We start from the raw sequence: 24373 nt of genomic DNA on the forward strand, positions 1-24373 counted from the left end.
CCTTTTCGGGCCCGAGCAGTACGCGGCTCATATGTAATATGCCGATGATAATAGACCTTTCACCACTTTAAAACCTTTTGCTGTCGGGTCGGTCGGCGATTTTATGTTGAACTCAGACCTTCACAAGGTAAAAAAGTTTATGCCGCCAGCAGTTCTTTTGCATTTGCGAGGGTATTGCGCGTCACTTCGCTACCGCCAAGTAGACGGGCTAATTCCTGCAGGCGCGCGCGTTTATCAAGCGGCTGCATGTGTGTTTCCGTCATCGCGCCATCTGTTTCTTTGCTGACATAGAAATGTTGATGACCACAGCCCGCAACCTGCGGCAGGTGAGTAACACACATTACCTGCGTTGACTCGCCCAACTGTCGCAACATTTTACCCACTACCGCAGCCGTCGGGCCGCTGATACCAACATCCACCTCATCGAAAATTAGCGCAGGCGTTTCCATCTTACGTGCTGTAATGACCTGAATAGCCAGCGCAATACGTGACAGTTCCCCGCCGGAAGCGACTTTCGCAATTGGCTGTAACGGCTGACCTGGGTTAGTGGTTACTTTAAACTCCACGCGATCGGCACCGTCTGCGCTCAGATGATGCTCCTCAAATTTCACATCAATGCAAAAGACACCGTGCGGCATCGAGAGAGCATGCATGCTCTCTGTAATAAGTTGTCCCAGTTCCTGCGCATAATGCTGACGCTGTTGGTGCAGCATTTTTGCCGTTTCCAGCGCCTGCAGGTGGTGATTGTTCACTGCCAGGGTTAAGGTTTCGAGCGAGTCGGCCTGATCGTCCAGTTGCTGTTGTTCATCCAGCAGCGACTGATAGAACTGTGGCAGCACTTCAGGGGCAACATGATGCTTACGCGCCAACGAGATTTGCCTGGAGATACGCTGTTCGAGTTCGAACAAGCGGTTAGGGTCTAAATCCAGACGATCGCAATAGTGGCGCAGCTCGTCGCTGGCTTCGCTGAGCTGGATGGTGGCCTCTTCCAGCATATCCAGAATACCTGAAAGTTTGCCGTCCATGCCTGCCAGTTCAGTGACCAGGTGTTTTGCGGTGTACAGTTGGCTTTGCAGATTGATGTCTTCACCATCTGCCAGGATAGCCAGCGCCTGTTGGCTGGTAGTGAGCAATTGCCCACTGTTAGCCAGGCGCTTGTACTCTTCATCAATTTGCTCAAACTCACCCGGCTGCGGATTGAATTCGTTCAGTTCCTTTAACTGGTATTGCAACAATTCCGCCCGGGCTGCGCGTTCCAGGCTTTGTTGCTGATGATGCGCCAGGTCACGGCAACTTTGGTGCCATAGTTGGTAGCGCGCAGCCATTTCCTGGGTCAGAGACGCTTCATTGGCGTAACCATCAAGCAGGGATTTTTGGTGTTCTGATTTTGTCAGGAGCTGATGCGCATGCTGGCCATGGATTTGAATAAGTAACTGGCCCAGCTCGCGCAACTGCGATAACGGAACGGCGGTTCCGTTAATAAACCCACGGGAGCGGCCATCGCTGCTGATAACGCGACGCAGCAAACACTCACGGCCTTCCTCAAGCTGGTTCTCTTCCAGCCAGCGCAGGGCTGCGGGGGTATCTTTTAAGGCAAAACGGGCGCAGAGGTCGGCTCGCATGGCGCCTGCACGCACCATGTCTGCGTCTGCGCGTCCGCCCAGACACAAACCGAGAGCATCAATGGCAATGGATTTACCCGCACCGGTCTCACCGGTGATAACGGTCATTCCGTTCTGGAAATCGATCTCAAGTTCACGAACGATAGCAAAATTGCTGATGGTCAGTTGTGCCAACATAGCTGTTTTCCTGTATGAAAAACCATAACTGTGATTTCATACAGTATAAACTGGTTTTTTATACAGTAAAGAGGTTCGCGTTAAATTAGAATAATTTTTTTGACCAACCAAGCTTAGTGCTTAATGTGTTGAAATAGCTGTAATCTTTTGGATGTATCAGGTTCAGATGATAATCACAGCGGCGAATCAATACGTCTTCACCTTCCTGTATAGGCAGGGCGATTTGGCTGTCACAGCTGATCTCCAGATCGTTACGGCGATGAGAAAAGCGCAGGCGAATGGTGCTGCTACTGTTGATCACCAGCGGCCGCGCGGAAAGCGTATGCGGAAACATGGGGACCAGCGTAATGGCATCCAGAGAAGGCGTCAGAATTGGGCCTCCGGCAGAGAGCGAGTAGGCGGTAGAGCCGGTCGGCGTCGAGATAATCAGCCCATCTGAACGTTGGGAGAAGGCAAAAATTTCATCGATATAGACTTCAAATTCAATCATGTGCGCCACTTTCCCGGGGTGCAGCACAACTTCATTGATGGCAGTGCTAATGCGCTTCTGGCAATCCTGTTGACACACCTGAGCTTCGAGTAAAAAGCGCTTTTCGCTGATGTAGTGGCCTTCAAGCACGTCAGCTAACTGTTGCTGGGCATTGTCTGGGTCAAGGTCGGTCAAAAAACCGAGGTTGCCGCGGTTAATGCCAATAACCTTGATGTCATAACGTGCCAGGGTGCGAGCGGCGCCCAGCATATTGCCGTCGCCGCCGACTACCACGGCGAGGTCTGCCTGTTGGCCAATTTCTGCGAGCGTACCGGTTTTCACATTTTTCAGCTGCAGCTCGTGAGCGATTTGTTGCTCAACGATAACCTCATAACCTTTGGTGCACAGCCAACGGTAGAGCATTTCATGTGTGGTCAGTGCAGTGGGGTGACGTGGATGCCCCACAATGCCAATACACTTGAAATGTTTGTTCATTTTCTCGAGGTCCTTGTAACGAAGATTAGTGACAATGTGAGTACTTCCCTTGAATCCCTGAATCTGATCCCCATAATAAGCCAAGTTAGCGAGATGAATGCGAAAAAAACGCGGAGAAATTCATGAGTAGTAAAGAACAGAAAACGCCTGAGGGGCAAGCCCCGGAAGAAATTATCATGGATCAGCACGAAGAAGTTGAGGCGGTTGAATCAGACGCTTCTGCTGAGCAGGTGGATCCGCGCGATGAAAAAATTGCGAATCTGGAAGCTCAGCTTGCTGAGGCCGAAACTCGCGAGCGCGACAGCGTGTTGCGTATCAAAGCGGAAATGGAAAACCTGCGTCGTCGTACCGAACTGGACGTAGAAAAAGCGCATAAGTTTGCGCTGGAAAAATTCGTCAACGAACTGCTGCCGGTGCTGGATAGCCTGGACCGCGCGCTGGAAGTTGCGGATAAAGATAATGACGCTATGGCGGCGATGGTTGAAGGTATTGAGCTGACCCGTAAGTCAATGCTGGATGTCGTGGCGAAGTTTGGTGTACAGGTGGTTGCGGATATCGATGTGCCGATGGACCCGAACGTGCACCAGGCAATTGCAATGGTAGAGTCCGACGACGTTGCTGCCGGTAATGTGCTGATGGTAATGCAGAAAGGCTATACCCTGAACGGACGTACCATCCGCGCCGCGATGGTCTCTGTGGCTAAAGCCAAAGGCTAATCAGCCTTCAGGCCGGGTAATGCTCACGCGCTACCCGGCCTGAATTACTCTCACTGGTCCGACACGCTTTCCCGTAGCGGTTTGACCGGCAATACCTGCACCTGTTTAATCATATTGTCCTGCACGTCGAGAATATCGATATCGTACTGTCCAATGCGCACACGCGTGCCGGCAACCGGGATCTCTTCCAGTGCTTCAAGAATAATACCATTCACGGTACGTGCGTCATCTTCCGGCAGGTGCCAGTTAAACGCCTTATTGATTTCACGAACGTTGGCGCTGCCGTCAATGATCACCGAGCCATCATTCTGCGGCGTTACCTCTTCGGCAAGCGTGGGTGACATTGAAGTGGTGAAGTCGCCGACAATCTCTTCCAGAATATCTTCGACCGTGACCAGCCCCTGAATATCGCCATATTCATTAACAACCAGACCCACTTTCTTCTTGTTTCGCTGAAACTTAATGAGCTGGGTGCTGAGAGGCGTACCTTCCGGGACGTAATAAATTTCGTCGGCGGCACGTAACATGGTCTCTTTGGTGAACTCTTTTTTCTCTGCCATCAATCGCCAGGCTTCACGTACGCGCAGCATACTGATGGCGTCGTCCAGCGAGTCGCGGTACAGCACAATACGGCCGTGTGGAGAGTGCGAAAGCTGACGCACGATTGACTTCCAGTCATCGTTAATATCAATGCCGATGATTTCGTTACGCGGGATCATGATGTCATCGACGCTGACTTTTTCCAGATCCAGCACTGACAGCAGCATATCCTGGTTACGGCGTGAAATTTGCGAGCGCGATTCATTCACCAGCGTTCGCAGTTCATCTTTACTCAGCGAACCGCTCACCACGATATCCGTTTTGATGCCCATCATGCGCATAAGTAGCCGCGTGATGGTGTTGAGTAGCCACACCAACGGCATCATCAGAATCTGCAGTGGAGCCAGCAGTACACTGCTCGGATAGGCGACTTTTTCCGGATACAGCGCGGCAATAGTTTTGGGCAGTACTTCGGCAAAAACCAGCACGACAAACGTCAGTACCCCAGTGGCAATGGCGACACCCGCATCGCCATACAGGCGCATACCGACAATGGTGCCGAGCGCGGAGGCCAGAATATTCACCAGATTATTACCGATGAGCACCAGGCTTATCAGGCGGTCCGGCTTACGAAGTAGCTTTTCAACGCGTTTTGCCTGACGATTTCCCTGCTTGGCCCGATGACGTAGACGATAGCGATTCAGGGTCATCATTCCGGTTTCAGAACCGGAAAAATAGGCGGAAATGACCACCATGATGAGAAGCGTGATAATGAGCGTGGTGGTGGAGATGTGTTCCACGTAGGGTTCCTTAAAGATTTAACTCACGAACTGCTGCAGGATACGACTGCCGAAATAGGCCAGCGTTAGAATGCCTGCGCCTGCGACGTTAAACCATACGACGCGACGTCCGCGCCAGCCTTCATGGTAATGCCCCCACAACAGAACGATATAGACAAACCATGCCACGATAGAGAGAACGGCTTTATCAATGTTCTCGGTACTGAACAGGTTATGCATGTAAAACAGGCCAGTGCACAGGGTGAGCGTCAGCAGAACCACGCCAATTTGGGTGATATGAAACATTTTCCGCTCAATACTCATTAGCGGCGGCATCTCATTGCTGAAGGCCAGTTTTTTGTTTTTCAACTGGTAGTCGATCCATGCCAGTTGCAGCGCATACAGTGCGGCGATAATCAGCGTGGCGTAAGCGAATAGCGATAGCCCGATGTGAATCATCATGCCCGGTGTAGCTTCGAGATGGGTGATGAACTCGTTCGGCATAAACGTGGCGAAGGCCAGGTTGATCAGCGCAAAGGCGTAGACAATGGGCAGCAATAGCCAGCCACGATTGCGGGAAGCGACGATAGTCATTACCGTACAGATCATCAGGCTAACCAGCGAGCCGACGTTCAACAGACTCAGGTTTTGTCCGCTTTCACCGCCGGGCAGAATTCGCGCTTCCAGGGCGATAGCATGACTTACCAGCGCGACGACCGCAGAGAGAATAGCCATACGCCGCCAGCCGCTGTTTTTTTGCAGCAGAGCGGGAATAATCAGCGCAAGGCTGACTGAGTAGGCGACAAGGGCAAGCAGAGCAAAAACGGGCATATAGGTGTCGACAGTTGGCCAGTGATAAAGAAAAGCAGTATAGCGTTACGTGACCGCTGCTCCAACCGTTGCATAACAACAAAGGCGGCTTCATGTTATACTGCGACAAATTTCTGTTGATGTGTCGCTGTCGCGACCGACCGTTTCCACCCCAGGCGAGAGACAATGTTTGATAATTTAACCGATCGTTTGTCGCGCACGCTGCGCAATATCAGTGGCCGTGGACGCCTTACTGAAGACAACGTTAAAGAGACGCTGCGCGAAGTGCGCATGGCGCTGCTGGAGGCTGACGTAGCGCTGCCGGTAGTGCGTGAGTTTATCAATCGCGTAAAAGAGAAAGCGGTTGGTCATGAAGTTAACAAAAGCCTGACGCCGGGTCAGGAGTTCGTCAAGATTGTCCGTAACGAACTGGTTGCGGCAATGGGCGAAGAAAACCAGACCCTGAATCTGGCTGCACAGCCGCCAGCCGTTGTGCTGATGGCTGGTCTGCAGGGGGCGGGTAAAACGACCAGTGTCGGTAAGCTGGGGAAATTCCTGCGTGAGAAGCACAAGAAGAAAGTGCTGGTGGTCTCCGCGGACGTTTATCGCCCGGCGGCGATAAAACAGCTGGAAACGCTGGCCGAGCAGGTCGGTGTGGACTTCTTCCCGTCGGATGTCGGCCAGAAGCCGGTCGATATCGTTAACGCCGCGCTGAAAGAAGCCAAACTCAAATTCTACGACGTGCTGCTGGTGGATACCGCCGGTCGCCTGCACGTTGATGAAGCGATGATGGACGAAATCAAACAGGTCCACGCTTCTATTAAGCCGGTTGAAACGCTGTTTGTGGTCGATGCCATGACCGGTCAGGATGCCGCGAATACCGCAAAAGCCTTCAACGAAGCGCTGCCGTTAACCGGTGTCGTGCTGACCAAAGTTGATGGTGATGCTCGTGGTGGTGCGGCGCTCTCTATTCGTCATATCACCGGCAAGCCGATTAAATTCCTCGGCGTCGGCGAGAAAACCGAAGCGCTGGAGCCGTTCCACCCGGATCGTATTGCTTCGCGTATTCTCGGCATGGGTGACGTGCTGTCGCTGATCGAAGATATCGAAAGCAAGGTTGACCGCGCGCAGGCAGAGAAATTAGCCAGCAAGCTGAAAAAAGGCGACGGCTTCGATCTCAACGATTTCCTTGAGCAGCTCAACCAGATGAAAAACATGGGCGGCATGGCAAGCCTGATGGGCAAGCTGCCGGGCATGGGGCAGATCCCAGACAACGTGAAATCGCAGATGGACGATAAAGTGCTGGTGCGTATGGAAGCCATCATCAACTCGATGACGATGAAAGAACGCGCTAAGCCGGAAATCATCAAAGGTTCCCGTAAACGCCGTATTGCTGCCGGCTGCGGTATGCAGGTACAGGACGTAAACCGCCTTCTGAAACAGTTCGACGACATGCAGCGCATGATGAAGAAAATGAAGAAAGGCGGTATGGCGAAGATGATGCGTGGCATGAAGGGTATGATGCCGCCAGGCTTCCCTGGTAGATAAATATATCGGGCTACCTAATTTGCCTTTTTGACGTCGGGGTGGGCTCGAAATGCTCACGTACTGCATGTACGTTCCGCTTTCTGCGCGCACGCCGACGCCAAACTGGCTGCAATGGTAACGCCCTGGTATAAAGCCTCATCACATGTTGATTGCTTTTTTCCCAGAAATCAGTAAAATTTTCGGGCTTTTAATATGACACCCGGGCTCCGTTCCTCGATGGGGCCTGGGTGTTTTATTCACACAAGAGGATGTTATGGTTACTATTCGTTTAGCTCGTCACGGCGCTAAAAAGCGTCCGTTCTACCAGGTTGTTGTTACCGACAGCCGTAATGCACGCAACGGTCGCTTCATCGAGCGCGTTGGCTTCTTTAACCCAATCGCTAGCGAAAAAGAAGAAGGCACTCGCCTGGATCTGGATCGCATCGCTCACTGGGTTGGCCAGGGCGCGACTATTTCTGATCGCGTAGCTACGCTGATCAAAGCAGCAAACAAAGCAGCTTAATCTGTCACGGTGGTCATGATGAGCAAGCAACTCGCCGCGCAGGCTCCTGTGGAACCCATCGTTTTGGGGAAAATGGGGTCTTCTTACGGTATCCGTGGTTGGCTCAGAGTGTTTTCTTCCACTGAAGACGCCGAAAGCATTTTTGACTATCAGCCCTGGTTTATCCAGAAGGCGGGTCAGTGGCAGCAAGTACAGCTGGAAAGCTGGAAGCACCACAATCAGGATCTGATCATCAAGCTGAAAGGCGTTGACGATCGTGATTCGGCGAATCTACTGACTAATTGCGAAATTGTCGTGGATTCCTCGCAGTTGCCAGCGCTGGAAGATGGTTCCTACTACTGGAAAGACCTTATGGGCTGCCAGGTAGTGACCACTGAAGGTTACGATCTCGGTAAAGTCGTCGATATGATGGAAACCGGTTCGAATGACGTCATTGTCATTAAGGCAAACCTGAAAGATGCGTTTGGTATCAAGGAACGTCTTGTACCGTTCCTCGATGGGCAGGTTATCAAGAAAGTCGATCTCGCTACTCGTACTATCGAAGTAGATTGGGATCCTGGTTTTTAAACCACCGGATAAACGGTAAAAGTCGGCGTTATGGGGATTGGCTTGTGTTTATAGGTATCGTTAGCCTGTTTCCAGAAATGTTCCGCGCAATTACCGATTACGGGGTAACTGGCCGGGCAGTAAAAAATGGCCTGCTGAACATCCAGAGCTGGAGTCCTCGTGACTTTACTCATGACCGGCACCGTACCGTGGACGATCGTCCTTACGGCGGCGGACCGGGGATGTTAATGATGGTGCAACCTTTACGGGACGCCATTCATGCAGCAAAAGCTGCGGCTGGTGAAGGCGCAAAGGTGATTTATCTGTCACCTCAGGGACGCAAGCTTGATCAAGCGGGCGTTAGCGAACTGGCCACGAATCAAAAGCTGATTCTGGTGTGTGGTCGCTATGAAGGAATAGATGAGCGCGTGATTCAAACCGAAATTGACGAAGAATGGTCAATCGGCGATTACGTTCTCAGCGGTGGTGAGTTACCGGCAATGACGCTGATCGACTCCGTTTCTCGGTTTATTCCGGGAGTTCTGGGTCATGAAGCTTCGGCAATCGAAGATTCGTTTGCTGACGGGTTGCTGGATTGCCCGCACTATACCCGACCTGAAGTGTTAGAACAGATGGAAGTACCGGCAGTGTTACTGTCGGGGAACCACGCTGAGATACGTCGCTGGCGTTTAAAACAGTCGCTGGGCCGGACCTGGCTTAGAAGACCTGAACTTCTGGAAAACCTGGCTCTGACTGAAGAGCAAGCAAGGTTGCTGGCGGAGTTCAAAACGGAACACGCACAACAGCAGCATAAACATGATGGGCTGGTCTGAGACCCCCAAATATCAGTTTACCCAGGATAAGAGATTAAATTATGAGCAACATTATTAAGCAACTTGAACAAGAGCAGATGAAGCAGGACGTACCTTCCTTCCGTCCGGGTGATACCGTGGAAGTGAAAGTATGGGTTGTTGAAGGTTCCAAAAAACGTCTGCAGGCATTCGAGGGCGTGGTTATCGCTATTCGTAACCGCGGTCTGCACTCTGCATTCACTGTTCGTAAAATTTCCAACGGCGAAGGCGTTGAGCGTGTCTTCCAGACTCACTCTCCGGTAGTTGACAGCATTGCTGTTAAACGTCGTGGTGCTGTTCGTAAAGCTAAACTGTACTACCTGCGTGAGCGCACTGGTAAGTCTGCTCGTATCAAAGAGCGTCTTAACTAAGATTCGCGCAAGCGACATCCTGTTAGAAAAGGGCTGGCCGAAAGGCTGGCCCTTTTTTTATTCCGACCTTACTCTTTTGTTTTATTGCAATTGGATGACTGCGCGGCGCGCAGCCAGTTGAAGACTTTTACGGCGTAGCGATCACGACTGCAACCCGGCGGTTTTCAGCACGACCTTTTGACGTCTGATTACTGGCGATCGGGTATTTTTTCCCGAGTCCCTGCGTTGTCAGATTAGTGCGGGGAATGTTGGCGCCCTGTGCCCACGCATCGGCAACCACATTCGCGCGTTTGAGCGACAGCGCTTCGTTGTAGCTGTCTTCGCCGTAGTTATCGGTATGACCATCCATACGCGCATGGTTTAGCCCGGTAGCTGCCAGTTTGGATGCCATTTCCTGGATCTGCTTTTCACTTTCAGGGCGGAGCTTATAGTCGTTTTTGTCAAACAGGATGTTGTCAGACAGACCAAGAGACCAGTCTCCGGAAGCTTCGGTAAATCCGTACGATTTCATGGCTGCAATTTGCTCCGGGGTAAATTTTCCCTGAGGTGCCTGACAGCCTGCCAACATCAGTAAAAGCAGAAGGAAAGGGGATGATAGACGTTTTAGCATGTGTAAGTCCTTATTTTTTAATAATGCGTTCAGAACGCAAATTTTTGGCCTGATACATATTTTTATCGGCAAGTTCTTGTAATTTCTCGGCAGAGGCATGTTCCCACGTCAGCGCAAAACCAATGCTGAGAGTCATGCTTGCCTGATGACCGTTATGCAGGTCAAAAGGTCGGTTAAACTCGTGTGACAGTGCCGCACATATCCGCTGAACTTCGTATTCAGAGTGAACGCTGTACAGCACCATAGCGAACTCATCGCCGCCAAGTCTGTAGGGGTGATGTCGATTACCACCAAACTCGGACAGCCTGTTTGCAACTTCAATCAGGACCCGATCCCCCGCTGCGTGGCCCCAGGTATCATTAATAAATTTAAAATTATCACCATCAAGGAATAACAGTGCGGAGCTGCTGTGGGCGGCATGGTCATTCATCAGGGCGTTAATGCTGCTGCGAAATGCGGCGCGATTCGCCAGGCCGGTCAGCGGATCGTGTAGCGCCGTACGCAAAAGCTGGGCGTTCTTTGCCTGCAGTTTAAGTTGCCACTCCTCCATCTCGTCCAGCAGACTATTAAAATCCTGGGCAAAAAGGTGAAACTCTTCAATGCGCTCTTCTGAAACGCGCCGTGAAAAGTTACGGTTGGTACGAACATCATGTACCACCTCGGTTATATTTTGCAGGGCTTCCACGACGCCATTATGTAAATAACGAGTGAGCATTAATGCAATGCCAGAGGCCAACAGAATGCACCCGGTAAGGACAGCCAGCGACAAATAGATGAAATGGCTGATAACGCTATCGCGCGCAGTCAATCGTACTTCGCCGATGACGTTGCCATTATGCAAAATAGGTTGAGTGACCGGTTGTGGGAACAGCCAGTGGCTGATAAGTCCGCTGATTTTTTCAGTGGTATCCTGCGCGTTATAGCGCCAGGTGGCGATCACCTTCTGGTTTTTATTACGAACTTCTGCAACGGAAAATTGCCCCTGCTGGCCTAGTGCTGCCAGCGTTTCAGTTGCTGCGACGCCATCAGAAAAAACTAATGCTGCTTCAAGCGTGCGGGTCATGGTTGCAGCGGTCAGATCCAGGTTCTTTTGCGCATACTGTCTCAATGCCAGCACCGAAGAAATGCTGAGCAGCAGCCAGATCAGCGTCATAGTTACCAGAACGCTGATTATGCTGATACGCCGTAATGTCCGCTTAAACGTCGGGCGTGTTATGGGAGAATGGCCCTTATCCATGCTTCTGATTCCGTGCAAGCATTAATACGTCCGGACTGACCCTTACGCCACTGCGTGAAAGGGAATCCATATTTACGGAAAATCTCACATCTTCATCTTTAATTATGAGGCAAAAGGCGCTGCCAATAACGCATTCGGGGTTCTGTTCGGCAATTAATAGCAATGCCTTAGACGGATATTTATTCTTTAATTCCACCTGATAAGTAGGGGATTCTTTTCCAAAATAAAAACCGTCACACTGCGAAACTAATATTTCTTGTTCCGTACGAATGATGACGGGAAGATAGGGTAATGCTCCGGCACTGGTATCTCCCAGGACACTGGAAAAACGCGATGAAGAGAAAATACACAGTTTGGGGGGCCCGGACAGTGCAGGCCAGCGCGTATAACTGACGATGCCGGAAACCATAGCGCGTACAGATTTTGCTTCTTCCGTAACGCTTTGGGCGTACAGCGGTAATCCGGTCAGGAGCAGTGCCAGTAGAAGTATGAGTCGGTAAGAATAGCTCATGAATAGTTACCTACCAGCGTTTGCCGTAAAACGTCGAAATACATTCAAGATTATTTAGGACAAAATAACATTATTTTCCTAAGCCGTCATTATGCCAGGTGGAAAGCTATTAGTGATTTAAGTTAAATCTTAGTAATTTATAAAATATAAGCTATTGTTTAATTTAATCTTATTGAGGTGGCACCTTCGTTTGCTCCTTTTTGCCAGGCACTGTGTAACTGGTCAATATTTTCGACCGTATCACAACTTGGGGGAAAGGTTTTCCCGGTCAAACCTCTGGCGTAAACAAAATCCGGCTGGCAGATTTTACGTTGTCCCTCGGCATAACCCTTAAGATATTCCGTACGATCGACTTCGGGGTCATTGTAGTTGTCGGCAAGAGTTTCATTATCTTTAACGGCATACCCCGAAATGGCATCTTGTATTCCGGCGTCGTACCAGGCGGTTCCCGTCCATGTGGGGGCGTGGGTATAAGGATCTATCTGACATCCGCTAAGAAGTAATAGAAATAGGGTGCCGATGAGTTGCTTCATTGCCTGTACTCCCTCGTTTTTTTAAGCATAGTGGATCTCAATACCGGATGGTGTAAATTTTAATGTACGCAATGGAGGGCGTATTCTGTCATTAAAGTGTGTGTTGTAAATTAAAATTTACGGTTTGTGGATTGAAATCTTTACCTGTTGTGTTATCGTTATCACCTCCTCGCTGAGGATCAACTATCGCAAACGAGCTAAACAGGATCACCACCATGCAAAAAGACGCGCTGAACAACGTACATATTACCGACGAACAGGTTCTGATGACTCCAGAGCAGCTGAAAGCTGAATTCCCGCTGAGCCAGGCGCAAGAAGCGCAAATCTCCCAGTCGCGTAAAACCATTTCAGATATTATCTCTGGTCGCGATCCGCGCCTGCTGGTGGTATGTGGTCCGTGTTCCATTCACGATCCTGAAATGGCTATTGAGTACGCTCGTCGGTTTAAAGCCCTTGCCGCAGAGGTCAGCGATAGCCTCTACCTGGTGATGCGCGTCTATTTTGAAAAACCCCGTACCACCGTCGGCTGGAAAGGGTTAATTAACGATCCTCATATGGATGGCTCTTTTGATGTTGAAGCCGGCCTGAAAATTGCGCGTCAGCTGCTGCTTGAACTTGTGAATATGGGACTACCGCTGGCAACTGAAGCGCTGGATCCCAATAGCCCGCAATACCTGGGCGATCTGTTTAGCTGGTCTGCAATCGGTGCGCGTACCACGGAATCGCAGACTCACCGCGAAATGGCTTCCGGTCTTTCGATGCCGGTCGGCTTTAAGAACGGTACTGACGGTAGCCTGGCGACCGCCATTAACGCGATGCGCGCGGCGGCACAGTCGCACCGCTTTGTTGGTATTAACCAGGCTGGACAGGTTGCACTGCTGCAAACTCAGGGTAACCCGGACGGTCACGTGATCCTGCGCGGTGGTAAAGCGCCGAACTACAGCCCGGCAGATGTCGCCCAGTGCGAAAAAGAGATGGAGCAGGCGGGACTACGACCTTCTCTGATGGTAGATTGCAGTCATGGTAACTCCAATAAAGATTACCGCCGCCAGCCTGCCGTGGCTGAATCCGTGATTGCACAAATCAAAGATGGCAATCGCTCGATCATTGGCTTGATGATTGAAAGTAATATTCACGAAGGCAACCAGTCTTCTGAACAGCCGCGTAGCGAAATGAAATACGGCGTGTCTGTAACTGATGCCTGCATTAGCTGGGAAATGACGGATGCGCTACTGCGTGAAATTAGCCAGGATTTAAACGGCCAGCTGTCGGCGCGTGTAGCATAAGAGGTTGGTTATGGTTGCTGAATTGACCGCATTACGCGATCAAATTGATGAAGTCGACAAGGCGCTGCTGGGTTTACTGGCACGTCGCCTGGAGCTGGTGGCCGAAGTCGGTGAAGTAAAAAGCCGCTTTGGGCTGCCTATCTACGTGCCGGAACGGGAAGCCTCAATGCTGGCCTCCCGCCGGGCGGAAGCGGAAGCCCTTGGCGTGCCGCCGGACCTGATTGAAGATGTGCTGCGCCGGGTTATGCGCGAGTCTTACTCCAGTGAGAACGACAAAGGATTTAAAACGCTTTGTCCTTCTCTGCGACCGGTGGTGATTGTCGGCGGCGGCGGTCAGATGGGACGTCTGTTCGAAAAAATGCTCACCCTGTCAGGTTATCAGGTACGGATCCTGGAACAGCAGGACTGGGATCGTGCGCCGGAGATCGTCTCTGATGCTGGCATGGTGATCGTCAGCGTGCCGATCCACGTCACTGAGCAGGTGATCGCCAAATTACCGCGTCTGCCGTCCGACTGCATCCTGGTGGATCTGGCTTCGGTGAAAAATGGTCCTTTGCAGGCGATGCTGGCGGCGCACGACGGCCCGGTGGTGGGATTACACCCTATGTTTGGCCCGGACAGCGGCAGTCTGGCAAAGCAGGTCGTCGTCTGGTGTGACGGACGTCAGCCGGAAGCCTATCAGTGGTTTCTGGAACAGATTCAGGTGTGGGGTGCGCGACTGCATCGGATCAGTGCTGTTGAACATGACCAGAACATGGCATTTATTCAGGCATTGCGTCACTTTGCGACCTTTGCTTACGGTCTGCATTTAGCGGAAGAGAATGTTCAACTGGAGCAGTTACTGGCACTCTCTTCGCCAATTTATCGCCTTGAACTGGCGATGGTCGGACGTCTGTTTGCCCAGGATCCGCAGCTCTATGCCGATATCATTATGTCGTCTGAGAGTAACCTTGCGCTGATCAAACGCTACTACCAACGTTTTGGTGAGGCGATCGGTTTACTGGAGCAGGGCGATAAGCAAGCGTTCATCGACAGCTTCCGTAAGGTGGAGCACTGGTTTGGTGATTATGCGAAACGCTTCCAGAACGAAAGCCGTACTTTGTTGCGCCAGGCTAACGATAGTCGCCAATAAATACGATGATTGATGGCAACGCTGATGCGTTGTATCAGTCATACAAGGATCGGCTAAATAGAATGCCGGATAAGCGTAGCGCCATCCGGCATTGTCAAACGTTAGCTTGGATCGACCGGCACCACATTCTCACTTGGATAGCAGCCAAGTACTTTCATCGAGCGCGTAATCTCACCTAACTCCTTCAATGCTTTTTGCATCTGGGGTGATTCCAGGTTGGCCTGGATATCAAGATAAAACATTTCCTCCCACGGATTGCCGTGAATCGGGCGTGACTCCAGTTTAGTCATAATCAGATTATGGTTGCGCAGTACCAGCAGCGCTTCTACCAGCGCACCGGCTTGTTGTCCTGTCGCCATCAGCAACGTGGTTTTTGCTGGCACCTGATCGGAAACATTGATTGCCTTGCGCGCCAGTACCACGAAGCGGGTGATGTTTTGCGTCTGATTAGCTTCGATATGCTCAAGAACCTGCAAACCGTATAGTACGCCTCCGGCTTCGCTCCCCAGAGCCGCCACGCGCGGTGAGTTAGCCTGCGCAACTTTTTCCATCGCCGCCGAGGTGCTTTCGGTGTACTCAATCTTCCAGTGCGGGTAACGACTCAGGAATTTGCTGCACTGCTGGAATGGCTGCGGATGGCTATATACCGTTTCAATGGTCTCGAGATCTGTCGTGCCGGACACCAGTAGGCAGTGGTCAATCGTGATAGTCATCTCGCCAACGATAGACAGGCTGGTGTGCTGCAGCAGGTCGTAAACATCATTAATCCCACCGGAACTGGTGTTTTCAATCGGAACCACGGCGTAGTCAGCTTGTCCGGTTTCGACCTGATTAAAGATATCGGCAAATTTCGCGCAGCCGCTTTCTATAAATTGTTCAAAATGGCGGGCAGCATACTGACGTGCGGCAAGATGAGAATATGACCCTTTTGGCCCGAGGAAAGCAACGCGTGCTGAGTGTGGGTTAATTTTGTTCAGATGCTGCTGGAGCAGTGCCTGCTGAGTCAGGACGGAGTCTTCGATTATGAGCTGGAACAGGCGAGTGATGTAGTGAGCATCAAGATGATGTGCTTTGCCAAGCTGAATCAGTCGGTCCAACAGATCGCGCTCACGGTCGATATCACGAACTGGACGATGCGAAAGCAGCTTAGCTTTGCCAACTTCTACGGCCAGTCCACGTCGCTCAGCCAGCAGGGCCAGTAATTTTTCATCCAGCGTGCTGATCTTATCGCGCAGCGCCAGCAATGGGTTTTCCGATGTCATAGTGTTGCCTTTCTTGTTATCAATAAAAAAGGCCCCCCGTTGTGGGAGGCCTTATTGTTCGTCTTCGCATTCTTTATCACACGACGAAACGCCTCCCATTCAGGGGAAGGTAAAAAAGAATGCGAAGAAGAACGGGACAAGTTTCATGTAATTTTCCTTTGGCTACGTCAGTAAAGTACCCGTACTGTTTTCACCCTGTCAACAAAAAACGCGCCCGGAGGCGCGTTGGCGATACACTCAATGTAAGGGACTACTCTTCTTCTGCTTCGACGAAGTTGGCGTCTTTGACTGAAGTTGTTGCACGACGGGCTTCGCCTTTGTGCTGCACTTTATTGAGCTGCCGTTCCAGCTTGTTGATCAAATCGTTAATTGCGGTGTACATATCCTCGTGTTTTGCGCTGGCGACCAGATGTCCGTTCGGTGTATTGATGGTGGCATCAGCAATGAAACCCTGCGGCTCCTTAGACAGAATGATATGTGGATTAATCAGATGAGTTTGCCATTTTTCGAGTTTGGCGAGACGGTCTGCGACATGCTGGCGAATTGCCGGAGTAATTTCCATTTGTTTACTGGTAATGTTCATTGTCATAAATTTTACCTCTTGTCTTTCCCGTCTTGGTGATTCCAGCATACCGTTCCTAATGTCAAAATGTGTGATATTAATCACATTTTTTTGTCGCTTTTTGTCAAGAAAACCTTTTTGTGAGGCACCGCAGGAACAAGCGATTTTTTACTTGAGGAATACCTGAAAGCAGGCCATATTTGATGAGATGCGTTGCAGCTAAACCGCTTCAGTTGTGACGTTTACGGATAAAAAAACGGCAGCCTTTGGGCTGCCGTTTGCATTCTGAGATAAATCAGGTATTGCTGCTGTTGGCGGCAATGATTTTCGCTACTTTTTCTGCCTGCGCATTCATCTGCATCTGGCGATAAGCATTTTCCATTAACGGCAGGGCATTGCGTGTTGCCTGGGTATCCGGGAAGTCGCGCAGCATGCCTTCCACACGGTTTACCACGGCAACCCATGCACCGCGGGCAGTGTAGTATTCCACAACGGAATATTCATACTTCGCCAGACGGTCTTTCAGGAATACCAGACGTTTGGTGGCGTCGGTGGTGTACTGGCTGTTTGGATAGCCACGTACCAGTTTGGAAAAGTCATTAAACGCAGCTCGGGCATGTTGCGGATCGCGATCGCTGCGATCAACACCAAAGAATCCTTGCAGTGCGCTATCATCCAGCGCCATATTGGTCAGGCCACGCATATACATGACATAATCAATGTTAGGGTGTGTCGGGTTAAGACGAATAAAACGATCGATGGCAGCCTGAGCAAGTGGCAGATCGGCGTTTTTGTAGTAGGCGTAGATGAGATCTAATTGCACCTGCTGAGAATACGGTCCAAATGGATAACGGTTATCCAACGCTTCTAATTGCGTTATTGCCTGTTTCCAGTTACCGTCCTGCAGCTTTTGCTGAGCAGTCGCGTAGATTTCATTTGGCGGATTATCGGGCACCTCTTCCTTTGAACCAGAGCAACCCGCCAAAAACAGGCTCAACGTGGCTGCTGCCACCAGATATTTCATGCGCGTCATGACGTTTTGACTTTCCTCAAAATGTTTTACGGGAGATTCTCTGTTCCTGCTCCCGGTTAAGACCAGCTACAATAGCACACTATATTAAACGGCAAAGCCGTAAAACCCAACGTTAAACGAAGAAGCAGTTTATGGCACAACGAGTAGAACTCACCGCAACAGTCTCCGAAAATCAGCTCGGTCAACGCTTAGATCAGGCTTTGGCCGAATTGTTCCCTGATTATTCGCGATCGCGCATAAAAGAATGGATCCTTGACCAGCGCGTACTGGTAAATGGCAATCTTTGCGATAAACCGAAAGAAAAAGTGTTGGGTGGAGAGCGCGTCTCCATCACTGCAGAAATTGATGAAGAGGTTCGTTTTGAACCTCAGGATATCCCACTGGATATCGTTTATGAAGATGACGATATTCTTGTCATCAACAAACCCCGTGACCTCGTAGTGCATCCGGGGGCCGGTAATCCTGATGGCACGGTATTGAATGCATTACTGCATTACTACCCGCCAATCGCGGATGTTCCACGTGCTGGTATCGTGCACCGTCTGGATAAAGACACGACTGGATTAATGGTGGTGGCAAAAACCGTTCCGGCGCAAACGCGTCTGGTGGAGTCGCTGCAACTGCGTGAAATTACCCGTGAGTACGAAGCCGTGGCGATTGGTCATATGACGGCAGGCGGAACCGTTGAGGAACCGATTAGCCGCCACCCGACCAAGCGTACGCACATGGCGGTACACCCGATGGGGAAACCGGCGGTGACGCACTATCGCATTATGGAACACTTCCGTGTGCACACGCGTCTGCGGCTGCGTCTGGAAACCGGACGTACGCACCAGATCCGCGTGCACATGGCGCATATCACCCATCCGCTGGTGGGCGATCAGGTCTACGGCGGTCGTCCGCGTCCACCGAAAGGCGCTTCTGACGAATTTATCTCCGTTCTGCGTAAGTTCGATCGTCAGGCGCTGCACGCGACTATGCTGCGTTTATATCACCCAATTTCAGGTATCGAAATGGAATGGCACGCACCGATTCCACAAGATATGGTGCAATTGATTGAAGTGATGCGCGCTGATTTCGAAGAACATAAGGATGATATTGCCTGGCTATGAGTAAGCTAATTGTCCCGCAGTGGCCGATACCGCAAGGTGTTGTGGCGTGTAGTTCTACCCGTATTGGCGGTGTTAGCATGCCGCCTTATGATTCGCTGAATCTGGGCGCCCATTGCGGCGACAACCCGGAGCATGTTGAAGAGAACCGCAAGCGGCTGTTTGCTGCGGGCAATCTGCCGTCAAAGCCAGTCTGGCTGGAGCAGGTCCACGGTAAGGATGTCCTGAAACTGACCGGCGAGCCTTATGCCTCCAAACGTGCGGATGCTTCTTACAGCAATACGCCTGGCACCGTGTGTGCAGTGATGACGGCCGACTGTCTGCCGGTGCTGTTTTGCAATCGCGCTGGAACGGAAGTCGCGGCGGCACATGCGGGTTGGCGCGGATTATGCGCAGGCGTGCTGGAAGAGACGGTGGCGTGTTTTGCCGACAAACCTGAAAACATTATTGCCTGGCTAGGCCCGGCGATTGGCCCGAACGCGTTTGAAGTGGGAGCAGAAGTTCGCGCAGCGTTCATGGCGAAAGATCCGCAAGCGGACCTCGCATTTGTACCGCATGATGATAAATATCTGGCGAATATTTACCAGCTTGCGCGTCAGCGTCTGGCAAATATCGGAGTAGAGAACATCTACGGCGGCGACCGTTGCACGTTCAGCGAAAGTGAGACGTTCTTCTCTTATCGTCGCGACAATACCACGGGTCGTATGGCAAGTTTTATTTGGCTGATATAACCTAAAGAATCAAGACGATCCGGTACGTGTAATTTTCTTTTCACATAATTCAGGTCATTCACCTTGAATAATTGAGGGATGACCTCATTTAATCTCCAGTAGCAATTTTGACCTGTTATGGGAGGAGTTATGCGTCTGGATCGTCTTACTAATAAATTCCAGCTTGCTCTTGCCGATGCCCAGTCACTCGCATTGGGGCACGACAATCAATTCATCGAACCACTTCATCTAATGAGCGCCTTGCTGAATCAGGAAGGGGGATCGGTACGTCCTTTATTAACGTCTGCTGGCATTAATGCTGGCCAGTTACGTACAGCCATTGACCAGGCGTTGAGCCGGTTGCCGCAGGTAGAAGGTACCGGCGGTGATGTGCAGCCTTCTCAGGATCTGGTGCGTGTACTGAATCTTTGCGACAAGCTGGCGCAAAAACGTGGGGACAACTTTATTTCGTCAGAACTGTTCGTACTGGCGGCGCTTGAGTCACGCGGTACGCTGACCGATTTACTAAAATCAGCAGGTGCGACGACCGCGAATATCACTCAGGCAATTGAACAAATGCGTGGAGGTGAAAGCGTGAATGACCAGGGGGCTGAAGACCAACGTCAGGCCTTGAAAAAATATACCGTCGACCTGACCGAACGTGCCGAGCAGGGCAAACTCGATCCGGTTATCGGGCGTGATGAAGAAATCCGCCGTACCATTCAGGTACTGCAGCGTCGTACTAAAAATAACCCGGTGTTAATCGGCGAACCAGGTGTTGGTAAAACGGCCATCGTTGAAGGGCTGGCCCAACGAATTATCAATGGTGAAGTGCCGGAAGGCTTAAAAGGTCGCCGTGTGCTGGCGCTGGATATGGGTGCGCTGGTGGCTGGGGCCAAATATCGTGGTGAGTTTGAAGAACGCTTAAAAGGCGTGCTGAACGATCTCTCGAAACAGGAAGGCAATGTCATCCTGTTTATTGATGAGCTGCATACCATGGTTGGGGCGGGTAAAGCCGATGGCGCAATGGACGCCGGGAACATGCTGAAACCTGCGCTGGCACGCGGGGAACTGCACTGTGTAGGCGCAACAACGCTTGATGAATATCGCCAGTACATCGAAAAAGATGCGGCACTGGAACGTCGTTTCCAGAAAGTATTTGTAGCCGAACCTTCAGTAGAAGACACCATCGCGATTCTGCGTGGCCTGAAAGAACGTTATGAGCTGCACCACCATGTGCAGATCACTGACCCGGCGATTGTTGCGGCAGCTACGCTGTCTCACCGCTATATTGCCGATCGTCAGTTGCCGGACAAAGCTATCGACCTTATCGATGAGGCGGCATCCAGCATTCGTATGCAGATTGACTCCAAGCCGGAGGAACTCGACAGACTCGACCGCCGTATTATCCAGCTCAAACTGGAACAGCAGGCATTAATGAAAGAGTCTGATGAGGCGAGTAAAAAACGTCTCGAGATGCTCAACGAAGAGCTGGACGATAAAGAGCGCCAGTATTCTGAATTAGAAGAAGAGTGGAAAGCTGAAAAAGCATCCCTTTCGGGAACGCAAACTATCAAGGCTGAGCTGGAGCAGGCGAAAATCGCTATCGAACAGGCGCGTCGTGTCGGCGACCTGGCGCGGATGTCTGAACTGCAGTACGGCAAAATTCCTGAACTGGAAAAACAACTGGAAGCAGCCACCCAGTCTGAAGGCAAAACCATGCGTCTGCTGCGTAATAAAGTCACGGATGCAGAAATTGCAGAAGTGCTGGCGCGCTGGACCGGGATCCCGGTTGCTCGCATGCTGGAAGGCGAACGGGAAAAACTGTTGCGTATGGAGCAGCAGTTGCACAGCCGCGTGATTGGCCAGAACGAAGCGGTGGAAGCCGTTTCTAACGCCATCCGTCGTAGCCGTGCTGGCTTGTCCGATCCAAATCGCCCGATTGGTTCATTCTTGTTCCTCGGCCCAACCGGTGTCGGTAAAACTGAACTGTGCAAAGCGCTGGCAAACTTTATGTTCGACAGTGATGATGCCATGGTGCGTATCGATATGTCCGAGTTTATGGAGAAACACTCGGTGTCTCGTCTGGTCGGGGCGCCTCCGGGATATGTCGGCTATGAAGAAGGTGGATATCTGACAGAAGCGGTACGTCGCCGTCCTTACTCTGTCATCCTGCTGGATGAAGTGGAGAAAGCGCACCCGGATGTGTTCAATATTCTGTTGCAGGTGCTTGACGATGGTCGTCTGACTGACGGGCAGGGGAGAACGGTCGACTTCCGTAATACGGTTGTCATCATGACCTCGAACCTGGGGTCCGATCTGATTCAGGAACGCTTCGGTGAGCTGGACTACGGCCACATGAAGGATATGGTCCTGGGCGTCGTGAGCCATAATTTCCGCCCGGAATTCATCAACCGTATAGATGAAGTTGTTGTATTCCATCCGTTGGGTGAGCAGCACATTGCTTCTATTGCACAGATCCAACTGCAACGTCTGTACAAACGTCTGGAAGAGCGTGGCTATGAAATTCATATCTCTGACGAGGCGCTTAAACTGCTGAGTGCGAATGGTTACGATCCGGTGTATGGCGCACGTCCACTCAAACGTGCTATCCAGCAACAGATCGAAAACCCGCTGGCGCAGCAAATTCTGTCTGGTGAGCTGATTCCTGGCAAAACGATTCGGCTGGAAGTGAATGACGATCGCATTGTGGCAGTGCAGTAAGTCACAAAACGACAATAAACGAGCCCTGCGGGGCTCGTTTTTGTTTAAAAACAAAGCAAAAATCAATGTAATGGTTGAAAAGTAGTCGCTTGATAAGTTTTTTGTATTTTTAACTTGTCAGCCTGAAATAACTCCCTATAATGCGCCTCCACTGACACGGAACAACGGATTACAAACCGCCGGGTCAGCGGAGAAAAGCGAAAATAAACGCTTGACTCTCCAGCGGGATGGCGTAATATGCACACCCCGCGCCGCTGAGAAAAAGCGAAGCGGCACTGCTCTTTAACAATTTATCAGACAATCTGTGTGGGCACTCGAAGATACGGATTCTTAACGTCGCAAGACGAAAAATGAATACCAAGTCTCTGAGTGAACACGTAATTCATTACGAAGTTTAATTCACGAGCATCAAACTTAAATTGAAGAGTTTGATCATGGCTCAGATTGAACGCTGGCGGCAGGCCTAACACATGCAAGTCGAACGGTAGCACAGAGGAGCTTGCTCCTTGGGTGACGAGTGGCGGACGGGTGAGTAATGTCTGGGAAACTGCCCGATGGAGGGGGATAACTACTGGAAACGGTAGCTAATACCGCATAACGTCGCAAGACCAAAGAGGGGGACCTTCGGGCCTCTTGCCATCGGATGTGCCCAGATGGGATTAGCTAGTAGGTGGGGTAACGGCTCACCTAGGCGACGATCCCTAGCTGGTCTGAGAGGATGACCAGCCACACTGGAACTGAGACACGGTCCAGACTCCTACGGGAGGCAGCAGTGGGGAATATTGCACAATGGGCGCAAGCCTGATGCAGCCATGCCGCGTGTATGAAGAAGGCCTTCGGGTTGTAAAGTACTTTCAGCGAGGAGGAAGGTGTTGTGGTTAATAACCGCAGCAATTGACGTTACTCGCAGAAGAAGCACCGGCTAACTCCGTGCCAGCAGCCGCGGTAATACGGAGGGTGCAAGCGTTAATCGGAATTACTGGGCGTAAAGCGCACGCAGGCGGTCTGTCAAGTCGGATGTGAAATCCCCGGGCTCAACCTGGGAACTGCATCCGAAACTGGCAGGCTAGAGTCTTGTAGAGGGGGGTAGAATTCCAGGTGTAGCGGTGAAATGCGTAGAGATCTGGAGGAATACCGGTGGCGAAGGCGGCCCCCTGGACAAAGACTGACGCTCAGGTGCGAAAGCGTGGGGAGCAAACAGGATTAGATACCCTGGTAGTCCACGCCGTAAACGATGTCGACTTGGAGGTTGTGCCCTTGAGGCGTGGCTTCCGGAGCTAACGCGTTAAGTCGACCGCCTGGGGAGTACGGCCGCAAGGTTAAAACTCAAATGAATTGACGGGGGCCCGCACAAGCGGTGGAGCATGTGGTTTAATTCGATGCAACGCGAAGAACCTTACCTACTCTTGACATCCAGAGAACTTAGCAGAGATGCTTTGGTGCCTTCGGGAACTCTGAGACAGGTGCTGCATGGCTGTCGTCAGCTCGTGTTGTGAAATGTTGGGTTAAGTCCCGCAACGAGCGCAACCCTTATCCTTTGTTGCCAGCGGTTCGGCCGGGAACTCAAAGGAGACTGCCAGTGATAAACTGGAGGAAGGTGGGGATGACGTCAAGTCATCATGGCCCTTACGAGTAGGGCTACACACGTGCTACAATGGCATATACAAAGAGAAGCGACCTCGCGAGAGCAAGCGGACCTCATAAAGTATGTCGTAGTCCGGATTGGAGTCTGCAACTCGACTCCATGAAGTCGGAATCGCTAGTAATCGTGGATCAGAATGCCACGGTGAATACGTTCCCGGGCCTTGTACACACCGCCCGTCACACCATGGGAGTGGGTTGCAAAAGAAGTAGGTAGCTTAACCTTCGGGAGGGCGCTTACCACTTTGTGATTCATGACTGGGGTGAAGTCGTAACAAGGTAACCGTAGGGGAACCTGCGGTTGGATCACCTCCTTACCTTAAAGAACCGACCTTTGTAGTGCTCACACAGATTGTCTGATGAAAAGTAAATAGCAAGGCGTCTTGCGATTGAGACTTCAGTGTCCCCTTCGTCTAGAGGCCCAGGACACCGCCCTTTCACGGCGGTAACAGGGGTTCGAATCCCCTAGGGGACGCCACTTGCTGGTATGTGTGAGTGAAAGTCGCCGACCGAAGTATCTCAAAACAGACTTTCGAGTCTTGTTTGAGATATTTGCTCTTTAAAAATCTGGATCAAGCTGAAAATTGAAACGACACA

At 51.2% G+C, this 24373-nt stretch carries 23 protein-coding genes, 1 tRNA gene, 1 rRNA gene and 1 other annotated feature; of the genes, 13 read left to right on the top strand and 12 right to left on the bottom strand.

Going from position 1 to position 24373, the window contains the following annotated elements:
• Nucleotides 1-137: 137 nt before the first annotated feature.
• Nucleotides 138-1799, bottom strand: coding sequence for a DNA repair protein RecN (gene recN, locus HV352_RS05780; protein WP_019077416.1), 1662 nt, complete (start codon nucleotides 1797-1799; stop codon nucleotides 138-140).
• A gap of 85 nt (nucleotides 1800-1884) precedes the next feature.
• Nucleotides 1885-2763 carry an NAD(+) kinase gene (nadK, locus tag HV352_RS05785; protein ID WP_016154073.1) on the bottom strand — a complete coding sequence of 293 codons (879 nt, stop codon included), beginning with the start codon at nucleotides 2761-2763 and terminating at the stop codon, nucleotides 1885-1887.
• 122 nt (nucleotides 2764-2885) lie between these two features.
• Between nadK and grpE the strand changes: the two genes are divergently transcribed.
• A complete protein-coding gene (gene grpE, locus HV352_RS05790; protein ID WP_003031221.1) occupies nucleotides 2886-3479 on the top strand; it encodes a nucleotide exchange factor GrpE in 594 nt (197 codons plus the stop codon).
• 50 nt (nucleotides 3480-3529) lie between these two features.
• Here the strand turns inward: grpE and HV352_RS05795 are convergent, their stop codons facing one another.
• Entirely contained in the window at nucleotides 3530-4819 is a 1290-nt protein-coding gene (locus HV352_RS05795) for an HlyC/CorC family transporter (protein WP_008785520.1), read from the bottom strand.
• Between the two features lie 18 nt (nucleotides 4820-4837).
• On the bottom strand, nucleotides 4838-5629 hold the full coding sequence (locus tag HV352_RS05800; RefSeq protein WP_003031224.1) for an inner membrane protein YpjD: 792 nt from the start codon (nucleotides 5627-5629) through the stop codon (nucleotides 4838-4840).
• Nucleotides 5630-5794: 165 nt separating this feature from the next.
• Between HV352_RS05800 and ffh the strand changes: the two genes are divergently transcribed.
• The 5 genes from ffh (at nucleotide 5795) to rplS (ending at nucleotide 9426) form a co-directional block, all read left to right on the top strand.
• Entirely contained in the window at nucleotides 5795-7156 is a 1362-nt protein-coding gene (ffh, locus tag HV352_RS05805; protein ID WP_003031226.1) for a signal recognition particle protein, read from the top strand.
• Nucleotides 7157-7409: 253 nt separating this feature from the next.
• Nucleotides 7410-7658, top strand: coding sequence for a 30S ribosomal protein S16 (gene rpsP, locus HV352_RS05810; RefSeq protein ID WP_003031228.1), 249 nt, complete (start codon nucleotides 7410-7412; stop codon nucleotides 7656-7658).
• A gap of 18 nt (nucleotides 7659-7676) precedes the next feature.
• Entirely contained in the window at nucleotides 7677-8225 is a 549-nt protein-coding gene (gene rimM / locus HV352_RS05815; protein WP_003031230.1) for a ribosome maturation factor RimM, read from the top strand.
• 44 nt (nucleotides 8226-8269) lie between these two features.
• Nucleotides 8270-9037, top strand: coding sequence for a tRNA (guanosine(37)-N1)-methyltransferase TrmD (trmD, locus tag HV352_RS05820; RefSeq protein WP_016157187.1), 768 nt, complete (start codon nucleotides 8270-8272; stop codon nucleotides 9035-9037).
• Nucleotides 9038-9078: 41 nt separating this feature from the next.
• Nucleotides 9079-9426: a 50S ribosomal protein L19 gene (rplS, locus tag HV352_RS05825; protein WP_002914145.1), complete on the top strand. Its 348-nt coding sequence runs from the start codon at nucleotides 9079-9081 to the stop codon at nucleotides 9424-9426.
• A gap of 127 nt (nucleotides 9427-9553) precedes the next feature.
• Here the strand turns inward: rplS and HV352_RS05830 are convergent, their stop codons facing one another.
• From HV352_RS05830 to HV352_RS05845, 4 genes are all read right to left on the bottom strand, one after another.
• Nucleotides 9554-10036, bottom strand: a complete 483-nt coding sequence (locus tag HV352_RS05830) for an OmpA family protein (RefSeq protein WP_109018339.1) — start codon at nucleotides 10034-10036, stop codon at nucleotides 9554-9556.
• A 10-nt stretch (nucleotides 10037-10046) separates the two neighbouring features.
• The gene (gene dgcN / locus HV352_RS05835) at nucleotides 10047-11273 is read right to left on the bottom strand and encodes a diguanylate cyclase DgcN (RefSeq protein ID WP_047414892.1); all 1227 of its coding nucleotides are present in this window, start codon (nucleotides 11271-11273) and stop codon (nucleotides 10047-10049) included.
• Nucleotides 11266-11784, bottom strand: coding sequence for a YfiR family protein (locus HV352_RS05840; protein ID WP_016157185.1), 519 nt, complete (start codon nucleotides 11782-11784; stop codon nucleotides 11266-11268). Before HV352_RS05840 ends, dgcN begins: the two co-directional genes overlap by 8 nt.
• Before the next feature lie 158 nt (nucleotides 11785-11942).
• A complete protein-coding gene (locus HV352_RS05845) occupies nucleotides 11943-12317 on the bottom strand; it encodes a DUF2799 domain-containing protein (RefSeq protein ID WP_049271065.1) in 375 nt (124 codons plus the stop codon).
• Between the two features lie 215 nt (nucleotides 12318-12532).
• On the opposite strand from HV352_RS05845, the gene aroF reads away from it, so the two are divergent.
• Together aroF and tyrA are read left to right on the top strand one after the other, a co-directional pair.
• The gene (gene aroF / locus HV352_RS05850; RefSeq protein ID WP_016154067.1) at nucleotides 12533-13603 is read left to right on the top strand and encodes a 3-deoxy-7-phosphoheptulonate synthase AroF; all 1071 of its coding nucleotides are present in this window, start codon (nucleotides 12533-12535) and stop codon (nucleotides 13601-13603) included.
• Between the two features lie 10 nt (nucleotides 13604-13613).
• On the top strand, nucleotides 13614-14735 hold the full coding sequence (gene tyrA, locus HV352_RS05855; protein WP_016154066.1) for a bifunctional chorismate mutase/prephenate dehydrogenase: 1122 nt from the start codon (nucleotides 13614-13616) through the stop codon (nucleotides 14733-14735).
• Between the two features lie 101 nt (nucleotides 14736-14836).
• Here tyrA and pheA read toward each other — a convergent pair whose 3' ends face one another.
• From pheA to bamD, 4 genes are all read right to left on the bottom strand, one after another.
• Nucleotides 14837-15997: a bifunctional chorismate mutase/prephenate dehydratase gene (gene pheA, locus HV352_RS05860; RefSeq protein ID WP_016154065.1), complete on the bottom strand. Its 1161-nt coding sequence runs from the start codon at nucleotides 15995-15997 to the stop codon at nucleotides 14837-14839.
• Nucleotides 15998-16019: 22 nt separating this feature from the next.
• Nucleotides 16020-16145: a sequence feature (Phe leader region), on the bottom strand.
• On the bottom strand, nucleotides 16097-16144 hold the full coding sequence (gene pheL / locus HV352_RS05865; protein ID WP_100250063.1) for a pheA operon leader peptide PheL: 48 nt from the start codon (nucleotides 16142-16144) through the stop codon (nucleotides 16097-16099). (Overlaps the previous feature by 48 nt.)
• 102 nt (nucleotides 16146-16247) lie before the next feature.
• Complete coding sequence (gene raiA, locus HV352_RS05870) at nucleotides 16248-16586, bottom strand: ribosome-associated translation inhibitor RaiA (protein ID WP_003031244.1); 339 nt, start codon at nucleotides 16584-16586, stop codon at nucleotides 16248-16250.
• A 268-nt stretch (nucleotides 16587-16854) separates the two neighbouring features.
• A complete protein-coding gene (gene bamD / locus HV352_RS05875; protein WP_016154064.1) occupies nucleotides 16855-17592 on the bottom strand; it encodes an outer membrane protein assembly factor BamD in 738 nt (245 codons plus the stop codon).
• A 131-nt stretch (nucleotides 17593-17723) separates the two neighbouring features.
• On the opposite strand from bamD, the gene rluD reads away from it, so the two are divergent.
• The 5 genes from rluD to HV352_RS05900 all read left to right on the top strand — a co-directional run bounded on the left by rluD (nucleotide 17724) and on the right by HV352_RS05900 (nucleotide 24254).
• On the top strand, nucleotides 17724-18704 hold the full coding sequence (gene rluD / locus HV352_RS05880; protein WP_016154063.1) for a 23S rRNA pseudouridine(1911/1915/1917) synthase RluD: 981 nt from the start codon (nucleotides 17724-17726) through the stop codon (nucleotides 18702-18704).
• Nucleotides 18701-19432 (top strand): purine nucleoside phosphorylase YfiH, encoded by a 732-nt coding sequence (gene yfiH / locus HV352_RS05885; RefSeq protein WP_181635282.1) that lies wholly within the window; start codon nucleotides 18701-18703, stop codon nucleotides 19430-19432. The genes rluD and yfiH overlap by 4 nt, the downstream gene beginning before the upstream one ends.
• A 129-nt stretch (nucleotides 19433-19561) precedes the next feature.
• A complete protein-coding gene (gene clpB, locus HV352_RS05890) occupies nucleotides 19562-22135 on the top strand; it encodes an ATP-dependent chaperone ClpB (protein WP_047499529.1) in 2574 nt (857 codons plus the stop codon).
• A gap of 416 nt (nucleotides 22136-22551) precedes the next feature.
• Nucleotides 22552-24093 (top strand): 16S ribosomal RNA (locus HV352_RS05895).
• Nucleotides 24094-24178: 85 nt separating this feature from the next.
• Nucleotides 24179-24254: transfer RNA gene (locus HV352_RS05900), tRNA-Glu, on the top strand.
• The last annotated feature ends 119 nt before the right edge of the window (nucleotides 24255-24373 follow it).

Origin of the sequence: Citrobacter sp. RHBSTW-01044 (assembly GCF_013781945.1) — a bacterium.
In the GTDB taxonomy this organism is placed as follows: domain Bacteria; phylum Pseudomonadota; class Gammaproteobacteria; order Enterobacterales; family Enterobacteriaceae; genus Citrobacter; species Citrobacter braakii.

What these genes read in the sequence shown, in the direction of transcription:
- recN (WP_019077416.1), bottom strand. Translation starts at nt 1,799, where the DNA reads ATGTTGGCACAACTGACCATCAGCAATTTTGCTATCGTTCGTGAACTT.
- nadK (WP_016154073.1), bottom strand. Translation starts at nt 2,763, where the DNA reads ATGAACAAACATTTCAAGTGTATTGGCATTGTGGGGCATCCACGTCAC.
- grpE (WP_003031221.1), top strand. Translation starts at nt 2,886, where the DNA reads ATGAGTAGTAAAGAACAGAAAACGCCTGAGGGGCAAGCCCCGGAAGAA.
- HV352_RS05800 (WP_003031224.1), bottom strand. Translation starts at nt 5,629, where the DNA reads ATGCCCGTTTTTGCTCTGCTTGCCCTTGTCGCCTACTCAGTCAGCCTT.
- ffh (WP_003031226.1), top strand. Translation starts at nt 5,795, where the DNA reads ATGTTTGATAATTTAACCGATCGTTTGTCGCGCACGCTGCGCAATATC.
- rpsP (WP_003031228.1), top strand. Translation starts at nt 7,410, where the DNA reads ATGGTTACTATTCGTTTAGCTCGTCACGGCGCTAAAAAGCGTCCGTTC.
- rimM (WP_003031230.1), top strand. Translation starts at nt 7,677, where the DNA reads ATGAGCAAGCAACTCGCCGCGCAGGCTCCTGTGGAACCCATCGTTTTG.
- rplS (WP_002914145.1), top strand. Translation starts at nt 9,079, where the DNA reads ATGAGCAACATTATTAAGCAACTTGAACAAGAGCAGATGAAGCAGGAC.
- HV352_RS05830 (WP_109018339.1), bottom strand. Translation starts at nt 10,036, where the DNA reads ATGCTAAAACGTCTATCATCCCCTTTCCTTCTGCTTTTACTGATGTTG.
- dgcN (WP_047414892.1), bottom strand. Translation starts at nt 11,273, where the DNA reads ATGGATAAGGGCCATTCTCCCATAACACGCCCGACGTTTAAGCGGACA.
- HV352_RS05840 (WP_016157185.1), bottom strand. Translation starts at nt 11,784, where the DNA reads ATGAGCTATTCTTACCGACTCATACTTCTACTGGCACTGCTCCTGACC.
- HV352_RS05845 (WP_049271065.1), bottom strand. Translation starts at nt 12,317, where the DNA reads ATGAAGCAACTCATCGGCACCCTATTTCTATTACTTCTTAGCGGATGT.
- aroF (WP_016154067.1), top strand. Translation starts at nt 12,533, where the DNA reads ATGCAAAAAGACGCGCTGAACAACGTACATATTACCGACGAACAGGTT.
- tyrA (WP_016154066.1), top strand. Translation starts at nt 13,614, where the DNA reads ATGGTTGCTGAATTGACCGCATTACGCGATCAAATTGATGAAGTCGAC.
- pheA (WP_016154065.1), bottom strand. Translation starts at nt 15,997, where the DNA reads ATGACATCGGAAAACCCATTGCTGGCGCTGCGCGATAAGATCAGCACG.
- raiA (WP_003031244.1), bottom strand. Translation starts at nt 16,586, where the DNA reads ATGACAATGAACATTACCAGTAAACAAATGGAAATTACTCCGGCAATT.
- bamD (WP_016154064.1), bottom strand. Translation starts at nt 17,592, where the DNA reads ATGACGCGCATGAAATATCTGGTGGCAGCAGCCACGTTGAGCCTGTTT.
- rluD (WP_016154063.1), top strand. Translation starts at nt 17,724, where the DNA reads ATGGCACAACGAGTAGAACTCACCGCAACAGTCTCCGAAAATCAGCTC.
- yfiH (WP_181635282.1), top strand. Translation starts at nt 18,701, where the DNA reads ATGAGTAAGCTAATTGTCCCGCAGTGGCCGATACCGCAAGGTGTTGTG.
- clpB (WP_047499529.1), top strand. Translation starts at nt 19,562, where the DNA reads ATGCGTCTGGATCGTCTTACTAATAAATTCCAGCTTGCTCTTGCCGAT.